The sequence below is a fragment of the Desulfurivibrio nitratireducens genome (genome assembly GCF_044068515.1).
GTDB lineage: Bacteria > Desulfobacterota > Desulfobulbia > Desulfobulbales > Desulfurivibrionaceae > Desulfurivibrio.
Map to the genome: position 1 here is coordinate 1 of NZ_JBIPKI010000044.1, position 19,575 is coordinate 19,575.

Genomic DNA, 19,575 nt, shown 5'->3' on the forward strand with positions numbered 1-19,575 from the left:
CTCCAAAGGCTTGAACCATTCATCCACCAGGGTCGCCCCGGATTTGATTTCCAGCGGGAGCAACCCGGTTCCCTTCTCGGCCAGGATGTCAATCTCGTGACCATCGTGGCTGCGCCAGAAATAAAGATTGTTTTTCCGGCCCCGGTTGGCCAGGTTTTTCAGTAATTCGGCCACTACCCAGGTTTCAAAGAGGGCTCCTTTGAGCGGATGGGTAAGCAGTTGCCGTTCTTCCTCGATCCCCAGCAGTCTGGCCGCCAATCCGCTGTCGTAAAAATATAGCTTGGGAGCCTTGGTAATGCGTTTGCGAAAATTTTGCCAGTGGGGCTGCAAGCGGAAAACAATGAAGCTGCTCTCCAGGACCCCGAGCCAGGCGCGGGCCGTTTTCTGGTCGATTCCGACTTCGGTTCCGATTCGCGACAGATTCAGCAATTGGCCGGTGGATCCGGCGCAAAGCCGGGTGAAAAGCTGGAATGCCCCGAGGTCACGGACATTCAGGAGTTGGCGGACGTCTCGCTCCACATAGGTGGTGATGTAGGCGTCCAGCCAGCGGGCCGGATCGACCGGTTGATCGTAAATGGGTGGATAGCCCCCCCGCAACAGGGAGGTTTCCCGTTCGGCGGCCAGCAAGCCGGCGGCGGCCAGTTCGCCGGCAGAAAACGGCAACAACTGCACAAAGCCGATCCGGCCGGCCAGGGACTGGGTCAGCCCCTGCATCAGTCCGAAATGCTGGGAGCCGGTAAGAATAAATTGACCCGGCTGTTTCTTCGCATCAACAATGCCCTGAATATAAGAGAAAATATCCGGGCAGCGTTGAGCTTCGTCGATGACCCCGCCCGCAGGAAAGCGAGCCAGAAATCCCCTGGGATCGGCTTGGGCGAGATCCCGCTCGTCCGGGGCTTCCAGGCTGACATAGGGCAGGGAGGAAAACACCGCTCGAGCCATGGTGGTCTTGCCCGATTGCCGGGGGCCGATGATGGCCACCACCTTGAATTGCCCGGCCAACTCCCGGGCCAGTGCTGCGGCTGTTCTTGGTATCATTTTTTGCTCACTATCATGCAAATTCGGAATTTAATTCCTGATCTGCATGATAATTGACCGGGCATGCCCTGGTCAAGACCTTTGTTTGGTGCCAAAAAGGGGGCTGCCCGCTTTTTCTTCTGTTGGGTGAAAGTTGAGTGAGTAATGGAGGGGAAGGGATCGGCCGCCAACCCGCTCAATCAGTAATTCGGTTCCAGCAGCCAGCCCTCCGGGCCGAAATCGAGCCAGAGGTAGTCGGCGTCGGCCGGGGTGGCGGTGGTCAGGTCGATCCGGCCGGCGCTTTCCGGCAGCAGTACCCGGTAGGGGACTTCCCGGCCCAGGGATTTGAGTTGGGCGGGAATGCCGTGGCGCCAGGAATGGCCGTTGCCGGCCAGGACCACGATTTGATGGTCGGGATGGTCCTGGAGAAATTTGGCCAGTTGGTTGGCCATGACCCGATCCCAGAGCAGTTGGGCCTGGCAGAAGTGGCCGAAGTCGGTGATGCCTTCATGGGCCTCGCCGCCCAGGGCCCGGCGGATGAACTCTTCGTAGGCGGGGTCGATGGTGCAGGCGAAACCCTCCAGCTCGAGTTCAGCCAGTTGTTCGGGGCTGAGGCTGGCGAAACCTTCGCGGGCCACCTGGCGGGTGATCACCCGGCTGATATTGAGCCCCACCAGGGGGATGTTCTGCTCGCGGGCGTAAACGAAAATCGGCCGGTAGAGCCGCCAGCGGCTCCAGTTGCGCTGATAGATCGGGATAAAGTTTTCTTCCTCAATTTGCCTGGCTACCCAGCCATCCAGGGCTTCCTGGTAGTCGTGGCGGAACATCTCCAGGCCCACCACCAGCGGAGCTCCCTGTTCATGCAGGGCCCGAATGATTTCAAGCTGCATCCGGTGATGGCCTTGGTGGTCATGGACTTCACCGAGGAAAATCACCCGCGTCTGCAGCAGTTCGGCCACCAGGTCGGCCGGGGCAATTTCTTCCCCTGCGGCCAGCTCGATTATGTGGGGATGGCTCCAGGCGTTGGCAATCCAGGCCAGGGACAGGAAAAGAATCAGGGCGGGTAGCAGACGTTTCATCGGGGGATCCTTTGCGGGCTGGAGTTTATTGTTAAGTTCTCATAAAACCTTAAATCGGCCCATTCGGCAAGAGGCTGCCATTATCATCTCTGTGCTCTCTGAGCCCTCTGTGGTTAATTTAAACCGGCGAGACTACTGGTAGCGAGACCCCAACTTTCCCCCGGCCGGTTTGCCGGCCTCCACCTTCCTTGGAACCTCTGAGCCCGCTGTGTCCTCTGTGTCCTCTGTGGTTATAAACATTCCGCAATCGCCCTTGTTGAAGGAAACCCAAGCTGGACCGACCGTGGGACCCGCCCATGAGCCCACCTGACACCCGGCGGGATTTAGGTTGACACCATCAAGGTTAATTCAAGATAATCTTCTTATCGTTTCATTAAAAATTGTGTCCTTAAGGGAGGGGGGCCGATGCCGATCAGAGAGTTTTGCAACCGCGAAGTGGTGGTGGTCGATCGCCAGTGTCCGGTCCGCGAAGCAGCCCGCTTGATGCGCAACTTCCATGTCGGCAACGTCGTGGTGGTGGATGTGCATGAGAACAGCCGGATGCCGGTGGGAATCGTGACCGATCGCGATCTGGTGGTGGAAATCATGGCCCGGGATGTCGATCCCGCCCTGCTGACGGTGGGGGATGTGATGGGGCCCGACCTGTTCACGGTCCGTGAAAGCGAGGATCTGTTGCAGGTCATCGGGCGCATGCGGGCCCGGGGGGTCAGGCGGGCGCCGGTGGTCAACGATATCGGGGTTCTGGAAGGGATCATTACCGTTGACGATCTGCTGGAACTGCTCGCCGAGCAGGCCGGCAAACTGACCGACCTGATCCGCCACGAGCTGGAGTTGGAGCGCCAAAACAGGCCAGCCGTGTAATCGTACAGCAGGGCCGCATCTTGCGGCGATCGGGCCGGCTTGAATAGCCGACTATGCGGCGCCGACCCGCTTGCCGCAACCTGCGGCCCTGCTGTACGATTACGGTTGTTGGCGGTAGGGCCTCATTTTGCATTGAGCGGGCCGGCTTTAATGATTGGGTAGAGGAGGGCTTCATGCAGATACCCCTGGAAATTACTTTTCGTCATATGGATTCCTCGCCCGCGGTCGAGGCCAGGATTCGTGAGCGGGCCCAAAAGCTCGAACGCTACCATGACCACATCATGAGTTGCCGGGTGGTGGTGGAGGCCCCTCATACCCATAAACGCTCGGGCAATCTTTATCAGGTGCGGCTCGACATCAAGGTGCCGGGCAAGGAGCTGGCCATTACCCAGCATCACCCCCAGGACCAGGCCCATGAGGATATTTATGTCGCCATCCGCGACGCCTTCGACGCCGCCGGCCGCCGGCTCGAGGAAATCGCCCGGGTCGAGCGGGGCGAGGTCAAGTCCCATTGAGTCTCCCGCCGCTTGAGATAACTTGCAACTACCGGAGCAAGCTATGCCCCATTTTGGTTTGATGGACGAGAAGGAACTGGGCCCCGTCGAGGGGCCTCTTTTTCGGACCCGGCTTCATATCCGCAGCGGCCGGCGCCGCTTGCGGCAGGGCAAGACCGCGGCCGGGATCGCCACCCTGGCCGATGCCCTCAGTTCGGCTTTCCAGTGGTACCTGGCCGCCCATGATTTGGGCGACGCCCTCGAGGTGCGCGCCGACGACAATCTCAACGACGACCTCACGGTTTACCAGATTCTGGTCCGGACCGGGGTGCTGGATGGAGCCTTTGATTTCGAAGACTTTGACCTGCTGGTTGAGCGGGCTCTCGATGATGATACCGAGGGCATTGATGAGGACGAGTTTCTCCAGGACCTGGAGGGGATCATGCGGCAACTGGGGGTCATGCCCTTCGATGAGGGCGCGCTGCCCGCGGAAGATCCCAATACTTACTGAATACCCCTGGGACGTAATCAATGGCTAAACAGCTCGTACTCATCGGCGGCGGCCATGCCCATATGGAAACCCTGGCCGCCTTGCCGGATTTTATCGGCCGCGGCCACGCGGTGACCGTGGTGGCGCCTTCGCCCTACCATTACTATTCCGGCATGGGGCCGGGGATGCTGGCCGGCACCTACCAGCCGGAAGATATCCGTTTTGCCACCAAGCGGCAGGTGGAAGAGCGGGGCGGGTTTTTTGTCCTCGGCCGGGTGGTACGGATCAATCCACTGGCGAAAACCGTCCACCTGGAGGATGGCGCCAGTCTCCCTTACGATGTTCTTTCCTGCAATGCCGGCAGTTTTGTTCCCTTGGTGGTCCCGGTTGCCGGGTCCGGTGGCCCGGTTTTTACCGTCAAACCCATCGAGGAGTTGCTGGTCGCCCGGCGACAACTCCTCGAGCTTGCCAAGGCCGGACGACCCAGGGTCGCCGTGGTCGGCGGCGGCCCTTCGGCGGTGGAAATAGCCGGCAACGCCTGGCGCCTGCTGCGGGATGCCGGGGCTGACCAGCCGGCCATCCGGATTTTTGCCGGTACCCGGCTTCTGGGACGGGTGCCGAAGCCGGTCCGCCGGCGGGCCTCCGCTTCGCTGACCAGCCGGGGCATCGAGATTATCGAGGCCGTCCATGTCCGGGAAATTCGAGATGGCAAGGTGCGGCTGGATGCCGCCGCCGATTACCCGGCCGACTTTGTTTTCCTGGCCCTGGGGATCAAGCCCGCCGCCCTCTTTGCCGACTCCGGCCTGCCGGTGGGGCCCGACGGGGGACTGCTGGTCAATGAATACCTGCAAAGTCCGGCCCATCCGGAAATTTTCGGCGGCGGCGACTGCATCCATTTCGCTCCCCGGCCGCTGGACAAGGTCGGGGTTTACGCGGTGCGCCAGAATCCGGTTCTGCGCCACAACCTGCTGGCGGCCCTGGAAGGCGGGGCGCTGCGGACCTTTGAGCCGGGCGGCGACTATCTGCTGATCTATAACCTGGGGGATGACACCGGCATCTTCTGTAAGCGCGGGCTGGTTTTCGGCGGCCGGCCGGCTTTTTGGATCAAGGATTACATCGACCGCCGCTTCATGCGGCGTTTCCAGGCCCTGTAGCTCGGCAATCATGTATTTAAATTAGTGGAGAAAAAATGGGGTATTCAGCCAGATTTTCGTCAGGGTAAGCCATCGCAACCGATCCTGTTTCCCGAAGGGAGGAACATGAAACGAAGTCTGCTGATTTTGGTCTTGGCTATGTTGCCGGCCTTTGCCGGCGCCTGCAGCGGCGGCGGGGGTGGCAGCACCATGGAACCCCCCCCGCCGGTGGCGCCGGCGGATTTGACCCTGGCTTTCAGCCAGGTGGCGAGCGGGCTCCGCTCCCCGACGGTGATTACCCACGCCGGGGATGGCAGCGGCCGGCTCTTTCTGGTCGAACAGCCCGGGACCATCCCGATTGTCCGGGCCGGAGAGCTGCTGGCTGAGCCTTTCCTGGACATCTCCGAACGGCTGGTCGTCGGCGGCGAGCGCGGTTTGCTGGGCCTGGCCTTTCCCCCCGACTTTGCCGCCAAGGGTTATTTTTACGTCAACTACACTCGGGCCGGCGACGGGGCCACGGTGGTGAGCCGCTTTTTGGTGTCCCCCGCTGACTCCGACCTGGCCCTGGCCGGGGAAGAAGAGGTAGTCCTGGAGGTGGAGCAGCCCTTTGCCAACCACAACGGCGGCCAGCTCGCCTTCGGCCCGGACGGCATGCTCTATGTTGCTCTGGGCGACGGGGGCAGCGGCGGCGATCCCCAGGGCGATGGCCAGAATCTGGCCACCCTGCTGGGCAGTATCTTGCGCCTTGATGTCGAAAACGGCGAAGTGCCTTACCGGATTCCCCCTGACAACCCCTATGTGGATAACTCCAACGCCCGCGACGAAATCTGGGCCAGCGGGCTGCGCAACCCCTGGCGCTTTTCCTTCGACCGGCTCAACGGCGATCTTTTCCTGGCCGATGTCGGCCAGAACACCTGGGAGGAGATCAACTTCCAATCCGGGGCCGCCGCGGGCGGCGCCAATTACGGCTGGAATATTCTCGAAGGTCATGACTGCTTCAGCCCCGCGACCGGCTGCGCACCCCCGTCCGCCTATGCGGCCCCGATCTTTGTTTACGGCCACAACCTTGGCTGTTCAGTGACCGGGGGCTACGTCTATCGCGGGGCGGCCATTGCCGGCCTGGCGGGTGATTATATTTTCGGCGACTTCTGCAGCGGCCGGCTCTGGCGCTTGCGCCGGGCCGCCGCCGACTGGGAGGCGGAGCTGCTCGCCGAAACCGACTTCCGCATTTCCACCTTCGGGGAAGACGAAGCCGGCGAACTTTACCTGGCCGATTACCTGCGCGGCGTTATTTACCGCCTCGAGCCCAGTTAACCGGGGCGCCGGCCCGGCACGGCCCGCCGGGGATTATTTTTGGGCAGACACTTTTAAGTATGGCTCAAAATGAATATGGTATAGATAAATATTATTAAGTAAGGTGAATAAAAATGACGCCTTGGCGGCGCCGCAATCGAGATCTCGTTGTCTTTGCATTATGCGCGGGATAGAACAGATTCCCTGGCTCTATGACGCCCTGATGGCGGTCAGCGATGCCTGCGGCCTGGCCCGCTGGCGGCGCCGACTGGTGGGCGGGGCCGCGGGACGGACCCTGGAGGTGGGTTGCGGCACCGGCCGCAACCTGCCCCTTTATCCGGCCGGGCTCGCGGTGATCGGCATCGACCCCGATCCAGCGGCCCTCCGTTATGCCCGGCGCCGGGCCCCCCGGGTACCCCTGCTGGCCGCCCGGGTCGAGGCCTTGCCGTTTCGGCCCGGAACCTTCGACAGCGTGGTCAGCAGCCTGGTCTTCTGCAGCGTCGCCGACCCCGAGCGGGGCTTGGCCGAGATCCGCCGGGTGTTGCGGCCCGGCGGCGAATTGCGGATGCTTGAGCATGTCCGCCACCCTCAGCCCCGCTGGGCGGCCCTGCAGGATCTAATTCAGCCCGCCTGGACCAAAGTGGCCGGCGGCTGTCATCCCAACCGGGCCACCGAAAGCACCGTGGAACAGGCCGGCTTCCGGATCGAGGAAGCCGGTCGGGCGGCCCGGGGGGTTATGCGGCGCTTTGCGGCCCGTTTGCGGCCCGACCATAAATAGTTGAGGGTCCCGTTACCTTTTGGGACCAGGGGAAATTAATGCTGCTTTTGTTGCTGCGCCCCCTGATTCTGCTGCTTTTGCTGCTTTGCCCGCCGATTCCGGCCACGGCCGACGACCGGGAAGTGGTGATCGGCGCCCTGGCCCACCGGGGTGAAGCTACCTCCTATGAGCGCTGGGCTCCCACCGCCGCTTATCTGAGCGAAAAAATTCCCGGCTACCGTTTCCGGATTCAATCCCTGGACTGGGCCGACGTATTTCCTGCCGCTGCGGCTGACGAGGTAGATTTTTTTATCGTCAATTCAAATACCTATGTTGAACTGGAATACCGTTTCGGCACCAGTCGGATCCTGACCCTGGTGAATCGCTACCGCGACCAGGGGTTCACCAAGTTCGGCGGGGTGATTATCACCCGCCAGAACCATCCCACCATCCAGGCCCTTAAGGATTTGCCGGGTCATTCCTTCGCTGCCGTCGACCGTACTTCCATGGGCGGGTTCTTGACCGTCTGGCGCGAACTGCACCAGGCTGGTATAGACCCCTATGACGATTTCAAGCCGTTGAGCTTTGTCGGCACCCACGAGGGGGTGGTCTACGCGGTGCGGGCCGGCTGGACCGACGCCGGCAGCGTGCGCACCGATACCTTGGAGCGGATGCTCTCCTTAGGCCTGATTGCTCCCCGTGAACTAAAAGTCATCAATCCCCTCGAATACCCGGAGTTCCCCTTGTGGGTCAGTACCCGTCTCTATCCCGAATGGGCCCTGGCCAAAGCCCGCAAAACCTCGGAAGATTTGAGCGACCGGGTGGCCATGGCCCTGCTGGAAATCGAGGCCGATCATCCTGCCGCCATGATCGGCGAATACATCGGCTGGACCGGCCCCCTCAATTATGAGCCCGTCCATGAAATGATGCGGGAACTGCGGATCGGCCCCTATGAGGAGTTCGGGTTGGTCACCCTGCGCCAGGTCATCGCCCAGTACTGGCAGTTACTGCTCCTGACCGCCGGCCTGCTGCTCTTCCTGGCTTTTTCCACCATCTGGTTCCGACGCTTGAACCTGGAACTGCAACGTTCGGACCAGGCCCTGCGGGAGGCCCGGGACAGCCTCGAAGTGCGGGTTAAGGAGCGGACCGCCGAGCTGCAAAAGGCCAATATCGAATTGGAAGAGAGCCGGCGCCGGATTGAAATGGCTCACCGGGACTGGAACGACGCTTTTGATGCCATTCAGAATCCGATCTTTATTCATGACCGCAACTTGCGCATCGTCCAGGTCAATCCGGCCTATGTCAAGCAGGCGGGTCTGCCGCGGGAGGAGCTGATCGGCCGCCTTTATTACGAGGTGTTTCCCAAACAGGCCGAACCGCTGGAATCCTGCCTCTCTTTTCCGGAAGAGCTGCCCCACAAGCAGGGGGAGGAGGTGGTGCTGCCGGACGGCCAGATCCTGATTTCCCGCTCCTTCGGGATTCGCCGGGCCGACGGGAGTTATCGGCATGCCATTCACATCATCGAGGACCTGACCGAGTTGCGCCGCTCGGCCCGGGAGTTGCAAAGGCTCAACCGGGCTCTGCGCACCATCAGCCGGGGCAATGAAGTCCTGGTCCGGGCCACCGATGAAAGCCAACTGCTCAACGAAGTCTGCCGGATTCTGGTGGAAACCGGCGGCTACCAGATGGCCTGGGTCGGCTACGTGGAAGATGACGAGGCCCGGAGCATCCGGCCGGTGACCCATGTCGGCCACGAAGAGGGCTTTCTCGAGGCCATCCCGACCACCTGGGCCGACGCTCCCCATGGCCGGGGGCCGACCGGGGCCGCCATTCGCCGGCGCCAGCCGGTGACCTGCCGGGATCTGCAGACCGATCCCGATTTCGCGCCCTGGTGCGAACAGGCCGTCGCCCGGGGTTACGCCTCGGTTATCTCCCTGCCGCTGGCCGATGGTGATGAACTCTTCGGGGCCATGACCATCTACGCCGCCGAACCCGATGCCTTCGATACCCACGAGGTGGTGCTGCTCAGCGAGCTGGCCGAGGATCTCGCCTTCGGCATCCATATGTTGCGCATTCGCGCCGAACGGGAAATGGCGGTCCATGAGCTGGCGGCCAGCGAGGCCCGCTTCCAGGAGCTGTTTGAACACGCGCCGGCCGGCTACCTCCTGGTTCGTCAGAGCGACGGCACCATTCTCAAGGTCAACGAAGCGGCAGTCAAGATGCTGGGCTACAGCCGGGACGAACTGGTCAAAACCCCGCTGTTCAGTCTCTTCACCCCCGACGAATTTGGCCTGGCCCGGGCCAAGACCCTGTTCCGCCTGCTCGGCGAGGGGCTGCGGCTCAAGGACCAGGAACTGCTGATGCGGCGCCATAACGGGAAAACCATCTGGATCAGCCTCACCGCCGAGCAGGTCCAGGATGGAGAGGGCCAGGTGGTGGAGTGGCGGGCCAGTATCCTCGATATTTCCAAACGCAAGGAGGCCGAACAGGAGCGGCGCCAGTTGACCGAGCGGCTGCAGCGCAGCCTGGTCCAGACCATCCAGGCCATTGCCACCACCATTGAAAAGCGCGATCCCTACACCGCCGGCCACCAGCAGCGGGTGGCGGAACTGGCGGTGGCCATCGCCCGGGAGATGGGACTGCCCGAGAAGCGCATCGAAGGTTTGCGCCTGGGGGCGATGATTCACGACATCGGCAAAATCTATATACCGGCCGAACTGCTCAACCGGCCCGGTGAACTGGGGGCCCTGGAATTCGATTTCATGCGGACCCATCCCGAAGTGGGCTACGAGATCATGAGCGGGGTGGATTTCCCCTGGCCGGTGGCCGAAATGGTCCTCCAGCACCATGAGCGCCTGGACGGGTCCGGCTACCCCAAGGGTTTGCAGGGAGATGAGATCATCCTCGAGGCCCGGATCATCGCGGTGGCCGACGTGGTGGAAGCGATCACCAATCACCGGCCCTATCGTCCGGCCCTGCGGCTGGACAAAGCCATCGAGGAGATCGAGCAGCAAAAAAACAGCCACTTCGACGCCAACGCGGTGGATGCCTGTCTGCGCCTCTTCAATCAGCACCGGTTCCAGTGGCCCGGGGCCTGGTGTATTATCAAGCCCGGGGAAATCGATTCAGAGAGCTGAGATGGCGCAGCGCGGCCAGCCGCCACCGGTCCGCAGCCATTACCGTCCCGCCCCGCTGCCGGGGTCCCGGGAATCCCATGCTGTCGCAAGAATTGCGCCATTCGCCGCTTTGCCCTGGTTACCTCGCTCCGCCGGGTGGGCAATCAGGGGAGGGGGCCTAGGAGCCGGCGATGAATGACAAACGCGGTGTCGGCCAGGAGCCGGAAAAAGACCGGGGCAAGTCGAGCCGGCTTCGTCGGCTGCTGCCCAATTCCCTGAGCGTCCAGGCCAAGTTTTTCCTGGTCACCGGCCTGATCCTGCTGCTGAATTGCCTGGTGACGGCGCTGGTCATTTATCAGGCCGAAAAAAGGCAGCTCTTTGAAAGAGCTTTCGAGCAGTCGGAACTGGTAATGGCGGCGGTGGAGGCCAGCCGGGCCTATGTCCGGGAAGAGTTGCGGCCGGCCATGTATCGCCAGTTCGGCCAGGATTATTTTCTCCCCGAGGCCATGTCGACCTCCTATGTGGGCCGGGCGGTGATGGAGCGTTTTGCTCCCCTGGTGGGGGAGTATGACTATCGCCGGGTGGCGCTTAATGCCCGCAATCCCAGCTATGAAGCCGATGAACTGGAGAAGCGGATGATCGGTTTTTTCGCTGAGCATCCCGACGAGGCTGAATGGCGGGGCCTGCTGAAGATTGAGGGCAAGGACAAATTCAAGCGGTTTCGGCCCGTTTTCTTCGAGGAGGAATGCCTGCTCTGCCATGGCCGGCCCGAGGATGCGCCGCCCAGCCTGGTCGCGATCTACGGCGACCGTTTGGGTTTCGGTCGAACGGCCGGGGAACTCTCGGCTTTGGTGACCGTGGGGGTGCCGGTGGCGGCAACCCTGGTCGAGGCCCGGGAAAAGGCGATATCGATTTTCCTGGTGCTCTTCATCGGCCTGGCGCTGGTGTTCCTGGCCCTGAGTTTCTTCTTTCACCGCACGGTGGTGATCAACCTGCGCGGGCTGCTGGAAATATTTCGGGATCAGGAAGAGCCTCCCCAGGAGAAAAGGCCTTATTACCTGGCCGAGCTGGCCAAGCCGGGCCGGGTTTTTCACCAGAAGAATGAGCTGGCCGAATTGACTGCGGCGGCCTTCAAGATGGCCGCAGACCTGCGCCAGAAAAAGGAGCAGTTGCGCCGCTACAACCAGGAACTGGAAGAGCGGGTCGAGGAACGGACCGGGGCCTTGCGGCAGTCGGAAACGGCCCTGAGGGAGGCGCGGGACCATCTCGAAGTGCGGGTGCGGGAACGGACCGCCGAGCTGGAAAAGGCCATCCACGACCTGGCGGCCAGCGAAACCCGTTACCAGGAGTTGTTCGACCATGCCCCGGCCGGCTATCTTTCGGTGCGCCAGAGCGACGGCATGATTATCCAGGCCAACGAGGCGGCCCTGCAGATGCTGGGTTACAGCCGGGCCGAACTGGTCGCGTCCACCCTGTTCGAGCTTTTTCCGGCCGGCGAGTTCGGCCTGGCCCGGATCAAGTCCCTGTTTGGCCTTTTCAGCGAGGGTGCCCAGTTCAAGGACCAGGAACTGCAGATCCGGCGCCATAACGGGGAAACTCTCTGGATCAGCCTCACCGCTGAGCCGGTTTTCGACGCAGAGGATCAGGTGGTGGAATGCCGGGCCAGCATCCTCGATATTTCCAAACGCAAGGAGGCCGAACAGCAACGGCAGCAGTTGACCGAGCGGCTGCAGCGCAGCCTGGTCCAGACCATCCAGGCCATTGCCACCACCATTGAAAAGCGCGATCCCTACACCGCCGGTCACCAGCAGCGGGTGGCGGAACTGGCGGTGGCCATCGCCCGGGAGATGGGACTGCCCGAGAAGCGCATCGAAGGTTTGCGCCTGGGGGCGATGATTCACGACATCGGCAAAATCTATGTGCCGGCCGAACTGCTCAACCGGCCCGGCAAGCTCGACGAGATGGAGTTCAATTTTATCCGTACCCATCCCGAGGTGGGCTATGAGATTATCAGCGGGGTCGATTTTCCCTGGCCGGTGGCCGAAATGGTGGTCCAGCACCATGAACGCCTGGACGGGTCAGGCTACCCCAAGGGGATGCGGGAGGATGAGATTATCCCGGAAGCCCGGATTATCGCGGTGGCCGACGTGGTGGAAGCGATCACCAATTTCCGGCCCTACCGTCCGGCCCGGCAGTTGGAGAAAGCGCTGGAGGAGATCGCCCAGCATCAAAATACCTGCTACGACCCGGCCGTGGTCGCGGCCTGTCTCCGCCTGTTCAAGGAAAAGCGCTTCGCGTGGTCCAAGCCCGCCGGCGTTTACGACCGGGAGTGACTCGCCTGCAACGGCTGAATACGGCCGGGAGCCGGGGAGAGCCGGCGGCGGCGCTTCAGCCGATGGTAAAAAGCGGCTCCGAGATATGGCTGGCCCGGCAGCGGGGGCAGCGGCCCGGTTTTTTGAGCCGCTGCCTGTTGCTGAATTCAAAATCGCACTTCAGGCAACGGGCGGGGATGATGGCGAGGTCCCGGCCCGAGCCCTGCAGGCTGCGCCGCAGGTGTTCCAGGTGACCGTATACCTCCCGCTCGGGCAGGGCCAGCAGGCCGGATAGTTCCTTGGCCGTCAGGGTAGCGCCGCTCAGCAGCTCCAGCATCTGGCGGCGCAAGGTTGCGGTTTGGGCGGGACGATCGCGAATTTGCAAGGGCGCGGTTTCCTCGGTATTCAGGGTTCGGGTGGGGATATTTTAACATTCTGGCGGTTTTTTTCTCAAACCGCTGCTGAAAAGAGTTGATTGTCGGCTTACCTTGCCTGACCCCGTTCTGGGGCGGGACTGTCACGGAGTTGCCCGGCCGGGATCTTTTTTGGTTAGGCTTATTTGTGCCGATTATGCTTTTATAACAAGAATTTGCCTCCATTGCAGCGGTTGCCGCGCCGGCTTGTTTTGTTAAAAAAACAAAAAAATATTTTGTTCCAGAGATCAAGAGGGATTACCTTCTCATATTAAAGGAGGTTTTTTTATGCCCGGACAAGAGCAAAAAATTGCCGAACACCGGATAACCACCCAGCCTTATTATCTCCCCCGGGGGGAAGAAGTGGCCATCGCCAAGGCGGCCTATGCCAACCGGCTCCCCTTGCTGCTCAAGGGCCCCACCGGCTGCGGCAAGACCCGGTTCATGGAGTTTCTGGCCTGGGAACTGGATCGGCCCCTGGTCACGGTTTCCTGCCATGACGATCTTTCCACCAGCGACCTGGTGGGCCGCTACCTGATCAAGGGGGGCGAGGCGCTCTGGGTGGATGGTCCCCTGGCCCTGGCTCTGCGGGCCGGCGCCATCTGCTACCTGGACGAGATCGTCGAGGCCCGCAAGGATACCACCGTGGTTATCCATCCCCTGGCCGATGACCGGCGGGTGCTGCCCATCGAAAAGAAGGGCGAACTGCTGAGCGCCCCGCCCGAGTTCATGCTGGCCGTTTCCTACAACCCCGGCTACCAGAGCGTGCTCAAGGACCTCAAACAGTCCACCCGCCAGCGTTTTGTCTCCCTGGAGTTCGACTATCCCGCCCCGGAATTCGAAGCCGAGATCGTCAGCCGCGAATCCGGCCTCGACCAGGCCACGGCCCGGGCCCTGGTCAAGGTGGCCACCATGACCCGCGGCCTCAAGGATGCCGGCCTCCAGGAGGGGGCCAGCACCCGGTTGCTGATCCATGCCGGCAAACTGATCAAGAGCGGGATTCCCCTCCGCACCGCCTGCCGGGTGGCCATTACCGGCACCCTGACCGATGAACCCGAGATGCTGGCGGCCATTGATGAAATCGTCAGCTCGGTATTTTAAGGGACAGGTTGACGGTGCGACAGCGGCAAAAAGCGGCCCCTTCCCCCGGCCAGGCGGTCCTGGCCGAACTGGCCCGTTGGGGGATGGATGATTACGTCGAACGCCTGGCGGCTTATCCCGCCCCGGTGCGGGAAGAGGTTCTGCGCCAGGCGGCGGTGATCTGGCCGGTGAGCTACGCGCTTTGCCACAACTTCCTCGACCAGGTGGAAAAGGGGCTTAGCTGCCTGCCGCTGCCTCGGCTCGGGGAGTGGGTCAACGCCACGCTCGACGTTTACGAGAAAGAAGGTCTCCAGCAGGCCGTCCGGTTCATGGCCGAGGTGGAGAGCAATTTTCTCTGTCGGCTGCGGGGGGAAAACGGTCTGGCCCTGACCCAGGCCGGCGGCCGGCTGCTTCCCTATCTCCGGGCCCTGGCCGGGCATGACCTGGCTCTGGCTCCCGCCGCGACCCCCTGGACCGACGGCGAAACCATCTTTCTCCCCCCGGAAATCACCCTTTTTCGCGACAACGCCGCCAACTTCCTGGCCTACAAACTGCTGGCCACCCTCCAGTGGGGTCTGCTCGCCCACGGCACCTTTGCCGCCCGCCTGGCGACCCAGTCCCGGCTGGTCAGGGAGCTGGCCGGCCGCTATGGCCGCTCCCGGCGGTCCGGGCCGTTCCCCGCCGACTTTTGCGCCCTTTTCCCCGAACCCGAGCTGGCCTTTTCGCTCTTCGGGCTGGTCGAAACCCTGCGGATCTCCAGCCTGCTGACCGGCCAATTGCCCGGCCTGATGCGGGACAGCAGCGTGGTGCGTGAACAGTTGCACCGCCTGCGCCCCGATCTTGCCCGGCTGGCCGGTAAAGAGCGGCTGCTGGAAGCCCTGGGCCAATGGCTGCTGGATCGCCGGCTCAAGGGGGAATTGCCGCCTGCTGAGCGGAAGATATTTCACCAGGCGACCGGCTTGCTGGCACCCCTGGCGACCCAGGGTGGCGCAGTTGAGTCAAGCCTGGCCCTGGTTGCCGCCCTCTACCGGCTCGTGGAGCAACTGCCGGGCCAATTTGAGAGCGTCGCGGATCTGCCGCTGATCGGGGCGCTTAAGCCTGCCGCGGTCCAGGCCACCCGGCAACGGCGGCGGCGGGAGCTTAAGCAGCAGTTTATCCAGGCCCTGGGAGCCATTCTGCCGCCGGAAATCGCCGGCAAACCGGCTCCGGCCCGGGAAGAAGCCGGCCCCGCGGCGCCGGCCGCTCCGGTCGGCGAGGAAGGTCTGGCCATGCTGATTCCCCCGGGCCAGGATCCGGCAGAACAGAGTCCAGCCGAGCCGCAAGAGCAGGGAGAGCTCCAATATCTGGTCATTGGCGGCCGGGAGTTCCAACTGCCGGAAAACCTGCAAAACCTGGCCCGGGAAATCCGCCGGGATCTCGGCCGGATCCCCCAGCGCTACATCAGTGCCGCCGTCGGCCTGGCCGGCAGTGGCCCGGCGGCCGGTCCCGGTCCTGGAGGAGGCGAGGGCGAGGCCATCACCGGCCGGCTGGTCTACGATGAATGGGATTATCGCCGGGCCGGTTACCGCAAGAACTGGTGTCAACTGGTGGAAAAGGAACTGGCCCCGGTGAAGGGAAACTTTGTCGAGAACACCCTGGCCGGCTATCGCGGCCAGCTCCAGCAACTGCGGCGCCAGTTCGAGATGATGCGCCTTCAGCAGCGCTATCTCAAGCGCCAGCGGGAAGGGGACGAGATCGACCTCGACGCGGTCATTGAAGCCCTGGCCGATGCCCGGGCCGGCTCGGCTCCTTCCGAGAAGCTTTTTATCCGCCTGGACCGGGATGAGCGCAATATCGCAGCGGTATTTCTGGTGGACATGTCCTCCTCCACCGAGGGCTGGGTGGGCACCGCCATCAAGGAGGCCCTGGTCCTGATGTGTGAGGCCCTGGAGGTTCTGGGCGATCGCTATGCCATATACGGCTTTTCCGGCATGCGGCGCCAGCGGGCGGAATTTTACCATATCAAACACCTCTCCGAGCGCTACAACGCCGAGGTCCGGGGCCGGATCGCGGCCATCAATCCCCGCGAATATACCAGGATGGGGCCGCCGATCCGCCATGTCACCAGGTTGCTGGCCGATACCGAGGCCCGGGTGCGGCTGCTGATCACCCTGTCGGACGGCAAACCGGAGGATTACGACGATTACAAGGGTGACTACGCCATCGAAGACACCCGCCACGCCCTGATCGAGGCCAAGGCCGCCGGCATCCATCCCTTCTGCATCACCATCGACCGGGAAGCCCAGGCCTACATTCCTCATATGTACGGGGCGGTGAACTACTGTTTTATCGATGACGTGAAACGGCTGCCCCTGCGGATGCCGGGCATCTATCGTTCCCTTACCACCTGAGCGGAGCAAAACTCCCCGACCGCCTGATCGAGGCTGAAATGAAGAACATGCTCAACCGCAATTCAATCAGCAGGAAGCTCGCCACCTTGACCATCATTGCCCTGCTGCCCGCCCTGGCCATCGTCCTTTATACCGGCTTCGAACAGCGGAGCCAGTCCATCGCGAACGCCAAGCAGGATGTCCTGCTGATCTCCCGCAACATGGCGGAGGTCCAGAAGGACCTGACCGCCTCAGCCCGCCAGATTCTTTCCACCCTGGCCCTGCTGCCGGAAATCCGCGAAGTCAACCCCCAGGCCGCCCGGGCGATCCTGGCGGCCGTGCTGAAGCAAAACCCCCAGTATCTCAATATTGTCCTGACCGATCTCCAGGGCGAGGTGCTGGCCGCGGGGGGGGCCTTTGTGCCGGCCAATCTGGGCGACCGCCAACATTTCCAGGATGCCCTGGAACACAAGCAATTCACGGTGGGGGAGTTTATCATCGCCCGGATCGGAGTCACCGAGCCGGCCCTGGCCTTTGCCCATCCGGTCTTCGGCCCGGCTGGCCAGGTCACGGCGGTACTCTCCACCTCCATTGCCCTGGATCGTTTTGCCCGCCTTTACGATGTTTCTCATCTGCCGGAAAAATCTTTCGTGGCGATCACCGACCGCCAGGGGATCCGCCTCTTCTACCACCCGCCCCGGGATGCAACCAACCCCATCGGCCAGCCGATCAGGCAGTATTCCTGGGAGATCGCCCGGACCGCCAGCGCGCCGGAGATCTTCTTCGGGGAGGGCTCGGACGGGGTGCGGCGGATAATCGCCGTCGAGCAAATTCGCCTCTCCCCGGCGGAACAGCCCTATATCTATGTTTGGGCCGGAGTTCCGGCCGACCACATTGTTGAGCCGGCCAATGCCGTGCTGCTGCGGAATCTGCTGCTGCTCTTCCTGGCCGCGGCGATATCGCTGGGCATTGCCGCCTACCTGGGCCGCGTAACCCTGGTGGCGCCCATCGCCGAACTGGATGGCCTGACCCGCAAATTCGCCGCCGGTTACCTTGAAGCCCGGGTCCGGCTGGAAAAAATGCCCAGTGAAATTGCCGCCCTGGCCAACGCTTTTCACGAGATGGCGGCGGAACTGGCCCGCAGTCAGAACATTTTGCGGGATAGTGAAGCCCGTTTCCGGCTGCTGATGGACAGCCTGGACGCCCTGGTCTATGTCACCGACCTCAATAATTACGAAATCCTCTTCATCAACCAGGTCGGTATCCGGCAGTTTGGCGACGTCACCGGTAAAGTCTGCTGGCAAACCCTGCGCAAAGCGCAGCCGGGGCCTTGTCTCCTCTGTCCCAGACGCTATGACCGGGACGAGAAGAGCCAACCGGACGGGATCCATACCTGGGAGATGGAGAACACCGTTACCGGGCAATGGCATTACCTGCGCGACCGGGCCATCGAATGGATTGACGGCCGGGTGGTCCGGCTGGTGGTGGCCACCGATATTTCGGAAAGAAAACAAGCGGAAATCAAGCTGGCCGAAGAGCGGGAACGGCTGGCGGTGACCCTGGCCAGCATCGGCGACGGCGTTATTGCCACCGACACTGCCGGGCGGGTGGTGATAATCAACCAGGTGGCTGAGACCCTGACCGGCTGGAGCGGCGCCGCCGCCGTTGGCCGCCCCCTGGCGGAAGTATTTCCCATCGTCACCGCGGCAACCGGGGCGCCCTGCGACAGCCCGGTGGAGAAAGTGATCTCCTCGGGTAAACTCGTCTGCCTGGAACAACAGACAATTCTGCGCGCCCAAGATGGCCGGGAAAGGCAGATCGCCGACAGCGGGGCGCCGATCAAGGACAAAAACGGGAACATCATCGGGGTGGTGCTGGTCTTCCGGGATATCACCGAGCAGTTGCGGACCGAAGAGGAATTGCTCAAGGTCAAAAAACTGGAATCGATCGGGGTGCTGGCCGGCGGCCTGGCCCACGACTTCAACAATATCCTCACCGCGATTTCGGGCAACCTCCAACTTGCCCTGCGGGAGCGGCAATTGCCGGAGGATAGCCGGGAGCTGCTCGAGGAGGCGGTCAAGGCCTCTCAGCGGGCCCGCAACCTGACCGGCCAGTTGCTCACCTTTGCCAAGGGCGGCCAGCCGATCCGGGAGACCGCCTCCCTGGAGGAGGTGATCAGGGATTCGGCCGAGTTTGTCCTGCGGGGCAGCAAATCGGCCTGCCGTTATCATTTCCCCGCGGATCTCTGGCTGGTGGACATTGACAAGGGGCAGATCAGCCAGGTGGTGCAAAACCTGATCCTCAACGCCGTCGAGGCTATGCCGGACGGCGGCAACATCGAGGTGACCTGTGAAAATGTCGGCTCCGCGGCGGTCAAGCTTGCTCTCCCCGCCCCGGGCGACTATGTCAGGATGAGTGTTAAAGACCACGGGGTCGGCATTCCCGCCAATGTCCTCGATCGGCTGTTTGATCCTTATTATTCGACCAAGCAGCAGGGCAGCGGCCTGGGGCTGGCCATTTGCCATTCCATCGTCAGCAAGCATGACGGCCGGATTACGGTCGATTCCAGCCCCGGCCATGGTGCCACCTTCAGCGTATATCTGCCGGCCGCCCGCCAGGGCGATGCCGCCCGGCCCGAGGCCGCCCGGATCGCTTCTCCGGCCAGGGAAGCGCGAATTCTGGTCATGGATGACGAAGAGATGATCCGCGACCTGGCCCGGGTTTTACTGGCCAAAATGGGGCACGAGGTTATGACCGCGGCCGATGGCGTTGAGGCGGTCCGGCTCTACCGGGAGGCCCTGGCCGCCGGCAAGCGGATTGATCTGGTTATCATGGATATGACCATCCCGGGCGGGATGGGGGGGCAGGAAGCGGTGGGGAAAATCCTGGACCTGGATCCCGGGGCCAAAGTCATCGTTACCAGCGGCTACTCCAATGATCAAATCATGGCCAACTTCCAGGATTACGGCTTTCGGGCGGCCCTGGCCAAACCGTTTGAAATCGAGGAATTGCTGGAGGTCGTTAATCGGCAACTGGCCTGAGCCGGCCCGAGGTCATCAGGGCTGGACTCCGCCGGTTTTATCACCGGAACGAATAAGGAAAGAATCAAATGGATTTTACCAGCCATAAAATTAACCAGGTTCATTTGATTTGCTTTTGTC

The 19,575-nt window shown here is 62.3% G+C and carries 14 protein-coding genes; 11 read left to right on the plus strand and 3 right to left on the minus strand.

Features of this window, described 5'->3' with window-relative positions; translation table 11 throughout:
• On the minus strand, window positions 1–1,038 hold a 1,038-nt coding region (locus ACHHTY_RS10015), incomplete at its 3' end, for an ATP-binding protein (RefSeq protein ID WP_395493989.1).
• Window positions 1,039–1,217: 179 nt separating this feature from the next.
• Entirely contained in the window at window positions 1,218–2,096 is an 879-nt protein-coding gene (locus ACHHTY_RS10020) for a ChaN family lipoprotein (protein WP_395493990.1), read from the minus strand.
• Between the two features lie 405 nt (window positions 2,097–2,501).
• On the opposite strand from ACHHTY_RS10020, the gene ACHHTY_RS10025 reads away from it, so the two are divergent.
• From ACHHTY_RS10025 to ACHHTY_RS10060, 8 genes are all read left to right on the plus strand, one after another.
• Window positions 2,502–2,957: a CBS domain-containing protein gene (locus ACHHTY_RS10025; RefSeq protein ID WP_395493991.1), complete on the plus strand. Its 456-nt coding sequence runs from the start codon at window positions 2,502–2,504 to the stop codon at window positions 2,955–2,957.
• Window positions 2,958–3,130: 173 nt separating this feature from the next.
• Window positions 3,131–3,472, plus strand: a complete 342-nt coding sequence (locus tag ACHHTY_RS10030; protein ID WP_395493992.1) for an HPF/RaiA family ribosome-associated protein — start codon at window positions 3,131–3,133, stop codon at window positions 3,470–3,472.
• Window positions 3,473–3,515: 43 nt separating this feature from the next.
• Window positions 3,516–3,962, plus strand: a complete 447-nt coding sequence (locus ACHHTY_RS10035; RefSeq protein ID WP_395493993.1) for a hypothetical protein — start codon at window positions 3,516–3,518, stop codon at window positions 3,960–3,962.
• Between the two features lie 20 nt (window positions 3,963–3,982).
• On the plus strand, window positions 3,983–5,095 hold the full coding sequence (locus ACHHTY_RS10040; protein WP_395493994.1) for an NAD(P)/FAD-dependent oxidoreductase: 1,113 nt from the start codon (window positions 3,983–3,985) through the stop codon (window positions 5,093–5,095).
• A gap of 105 nt (window positions 5,096–5,200) precedes the next feature.
• Complete coding sequence (locus tag ACHHTY_RS10045; protein WP_395493995.1) at window positions 5,201–6,388, plus strand: PQQ-dependent sugar dehydrogenase; 1,188 nt, start codon at window positions 5,201–5,203, stop codon at window positions 6,386–6,388.
• Between the two features lie 160 nt (window positions 6,389–6,548).
• A complete protein-coding gene (locus ACHHTY_RS10050; RefSeq protein WP_395493996.1) occupies window positions 6,549–7,145 on the plus strand; it encodes a class I SAM-dependent methyltransferase in 597 nt (198 codons plus the stop codon).
• 38 nt (window positions 7,146–7,183) lie between these two features.
• Complete coding sequence (locus tag ACHHTY_RS10055; RefSeq protein ID WP_395493997.1) at window positions 7,184–10,261, plus strand: PhnD/SsuA/transferrin family substrate-binding protein; 3,078 nt, start codon at window positions 7,184–7,186, stop codon at window positions 10,259–10,261.
• 170 nt (window positions 10,262–10,431) lie between these two features.
• Window positions 10,432–12,573, plus strand: a complete 2,142-nt coding sequence (locus ACHHTY_RS10060) for an HD domain-containing phosphohydrolase (protein ID WP_395493998.1) — start codon at window positions 10,432–10,434, stop codon at window positions 12,571–12,573.
• Window positions 12,574–12,628: 55 nt separating this feature from the next.
• On the opposite strand, the gene ACHHTY_RS10065 is transcribed toward ACHHTY_RS10060, so the two are convergent.
• Window positions 12,629–12,937 carry a transcriptional regulator gene (locus ACHHTY_RS10065; RefSeq protein WP_395493999.1) on the minus strand — a complete coding sequence of 103 codons (309 nt, stop codon included), beginning with the start codon at window positions 12,935–12,937 and terminating at the stop codon, window positions 12,629–12,631.
• 316 nt (window positions 12,938–13,253) lie between these two features.
• Between ACHHTY_RS10065 and ACHHTY_RS10070 the strand changes: the two genes are divergently transcribed.
• From ACHHTY_RS10070 to ACHHTY_RS10080, 3 genes are read left to right on the plus strand one after another with little or no spacing between them, the layout of a single operon-like run.
• Window positions 13,254–14,066 carry a CbbQ/NirQ/NorQ/GpvN family protein gene (locus ACHHTY_RS10070; protein WP_395494000.1) on the plus strand — a complete coding sequence of 271 codons (813 nt, stop codon included), beginning with the start codon at window positions 13,254–13,256 and terminating at the stop codon, window positions 14,064–14,066.
• 14 nt (window positions 14,067–14,080) lie between these two features.
• Window positions 14,081–16,435: a nitric oxide reductase activation protein NorD gene (locus ACHHTY_RS10075; protein ID WP_395494001.1), complete on the plus strand. Its 2,355-nt coding sequence runs from the start codon at window positions 14,081–14,083 to the stop codon at window positions 16,433–16,435.
• Between the two features lie 38 nt (window positions 16,436–16,473).
• Window positions 16,474–19,455 carry an ATP-binding protein gene (locus tag ACHHTY_RS10080; protein WP_395494002.1) on the plus strand — a complete coding sequence of 994 codons (2,982 nt, stop codon included), beginning with the start codon at window positions 16,474–16,476 and terminating at the stop codon, window positions 19,453–19,455.
• The last annotated feature ends 120 nt before the right edge of the window (window positions 19,456–19,575 follow it).

Excerpts from the sequence above, each read along its gene's own strand:
- ACHHTY_RS10020 (WP_395493990.1), bottom strand. The coding sequence starts at position 2,096 with ATGAAACGTCTGCTACCCGCCCTGATTCTTTTCCTGTCCCTGGCCTGG.
- ACHHTY_RS10025 (WP_395493991.1), top strand. The coding sequence starts at position 2,502 with ATGCCGATCAGAGAGTTTTGCAACCGCGAAGTGGTGGTGGTCGATCGC.
- ACHHTY_RS10030 (WP_395493992.1), top strand. The coding sequence starts at position 3,131 with ATGCAGATACCCCTGGAAATTACTTTTCGTCATATGGATTCCTCGCCC.
- ACHHTY_RS10035 (WP_395493993.1), top strand. The coding sequence starts at position 3,516 with ATGCCCCATTTTGGTTTGATGGACGAGAAGGAACTGGGCCCCGTCGAG.
- ACHHTY_RS10040 (WP_395493994.1), top strand. The coding sequence starts at position 3,983 with ATGGCTAAACAGCTCGTACTCATCGGCGGCGGCCATGCCCATATGGAA.
- ACHHTY_RS10045 (WP_395493995.1), top strand. The coding sequence starts at position 5,201 with ATGAAACGAAGTCTGCTGATTTTGGTCTTGGCTATGTTGCCGGCCTTT.
- ACHHTY_RS10050 (WP_395493996.1), top strand. The coding sequence starts at position 6,549 with ATGCGCGGGATAGAACAGATTCCCTGGCTCTATGACGCCCTGATGGCG.
- ACHHTY_RS10055 (WP_395493997.1), top strand. The coding sequence starts at position 7,184 with ATGCTGCTTTTGTTGCTGCGCCCCCTGATTCTGCTGCTTTTGCTGCTT.
- ACHHTY_RS10060 (WP_395493998.1), top strand. The coding sequence starts at position 10,432 with ATGAATGACAAACGCGGTGTCGGCCAGGAGCCGGAAAAAGACCGGGGC.
- ACHHTY_RS10070 (WP_395494000.1), top strand. The coding sequence starts at position 13,254 with ATGCCCGGACAAGAGCAAAAAATTGCCGAACACCGGATAACCACCCAG.
- ACHHTY_RS10080 (WP_395494002.1), top strand. The coding sequence starts at position 16,474 with ATGAAGAACATGCTCAACCGCAATTCAATCAGCAGGAAGCTCGCCACC.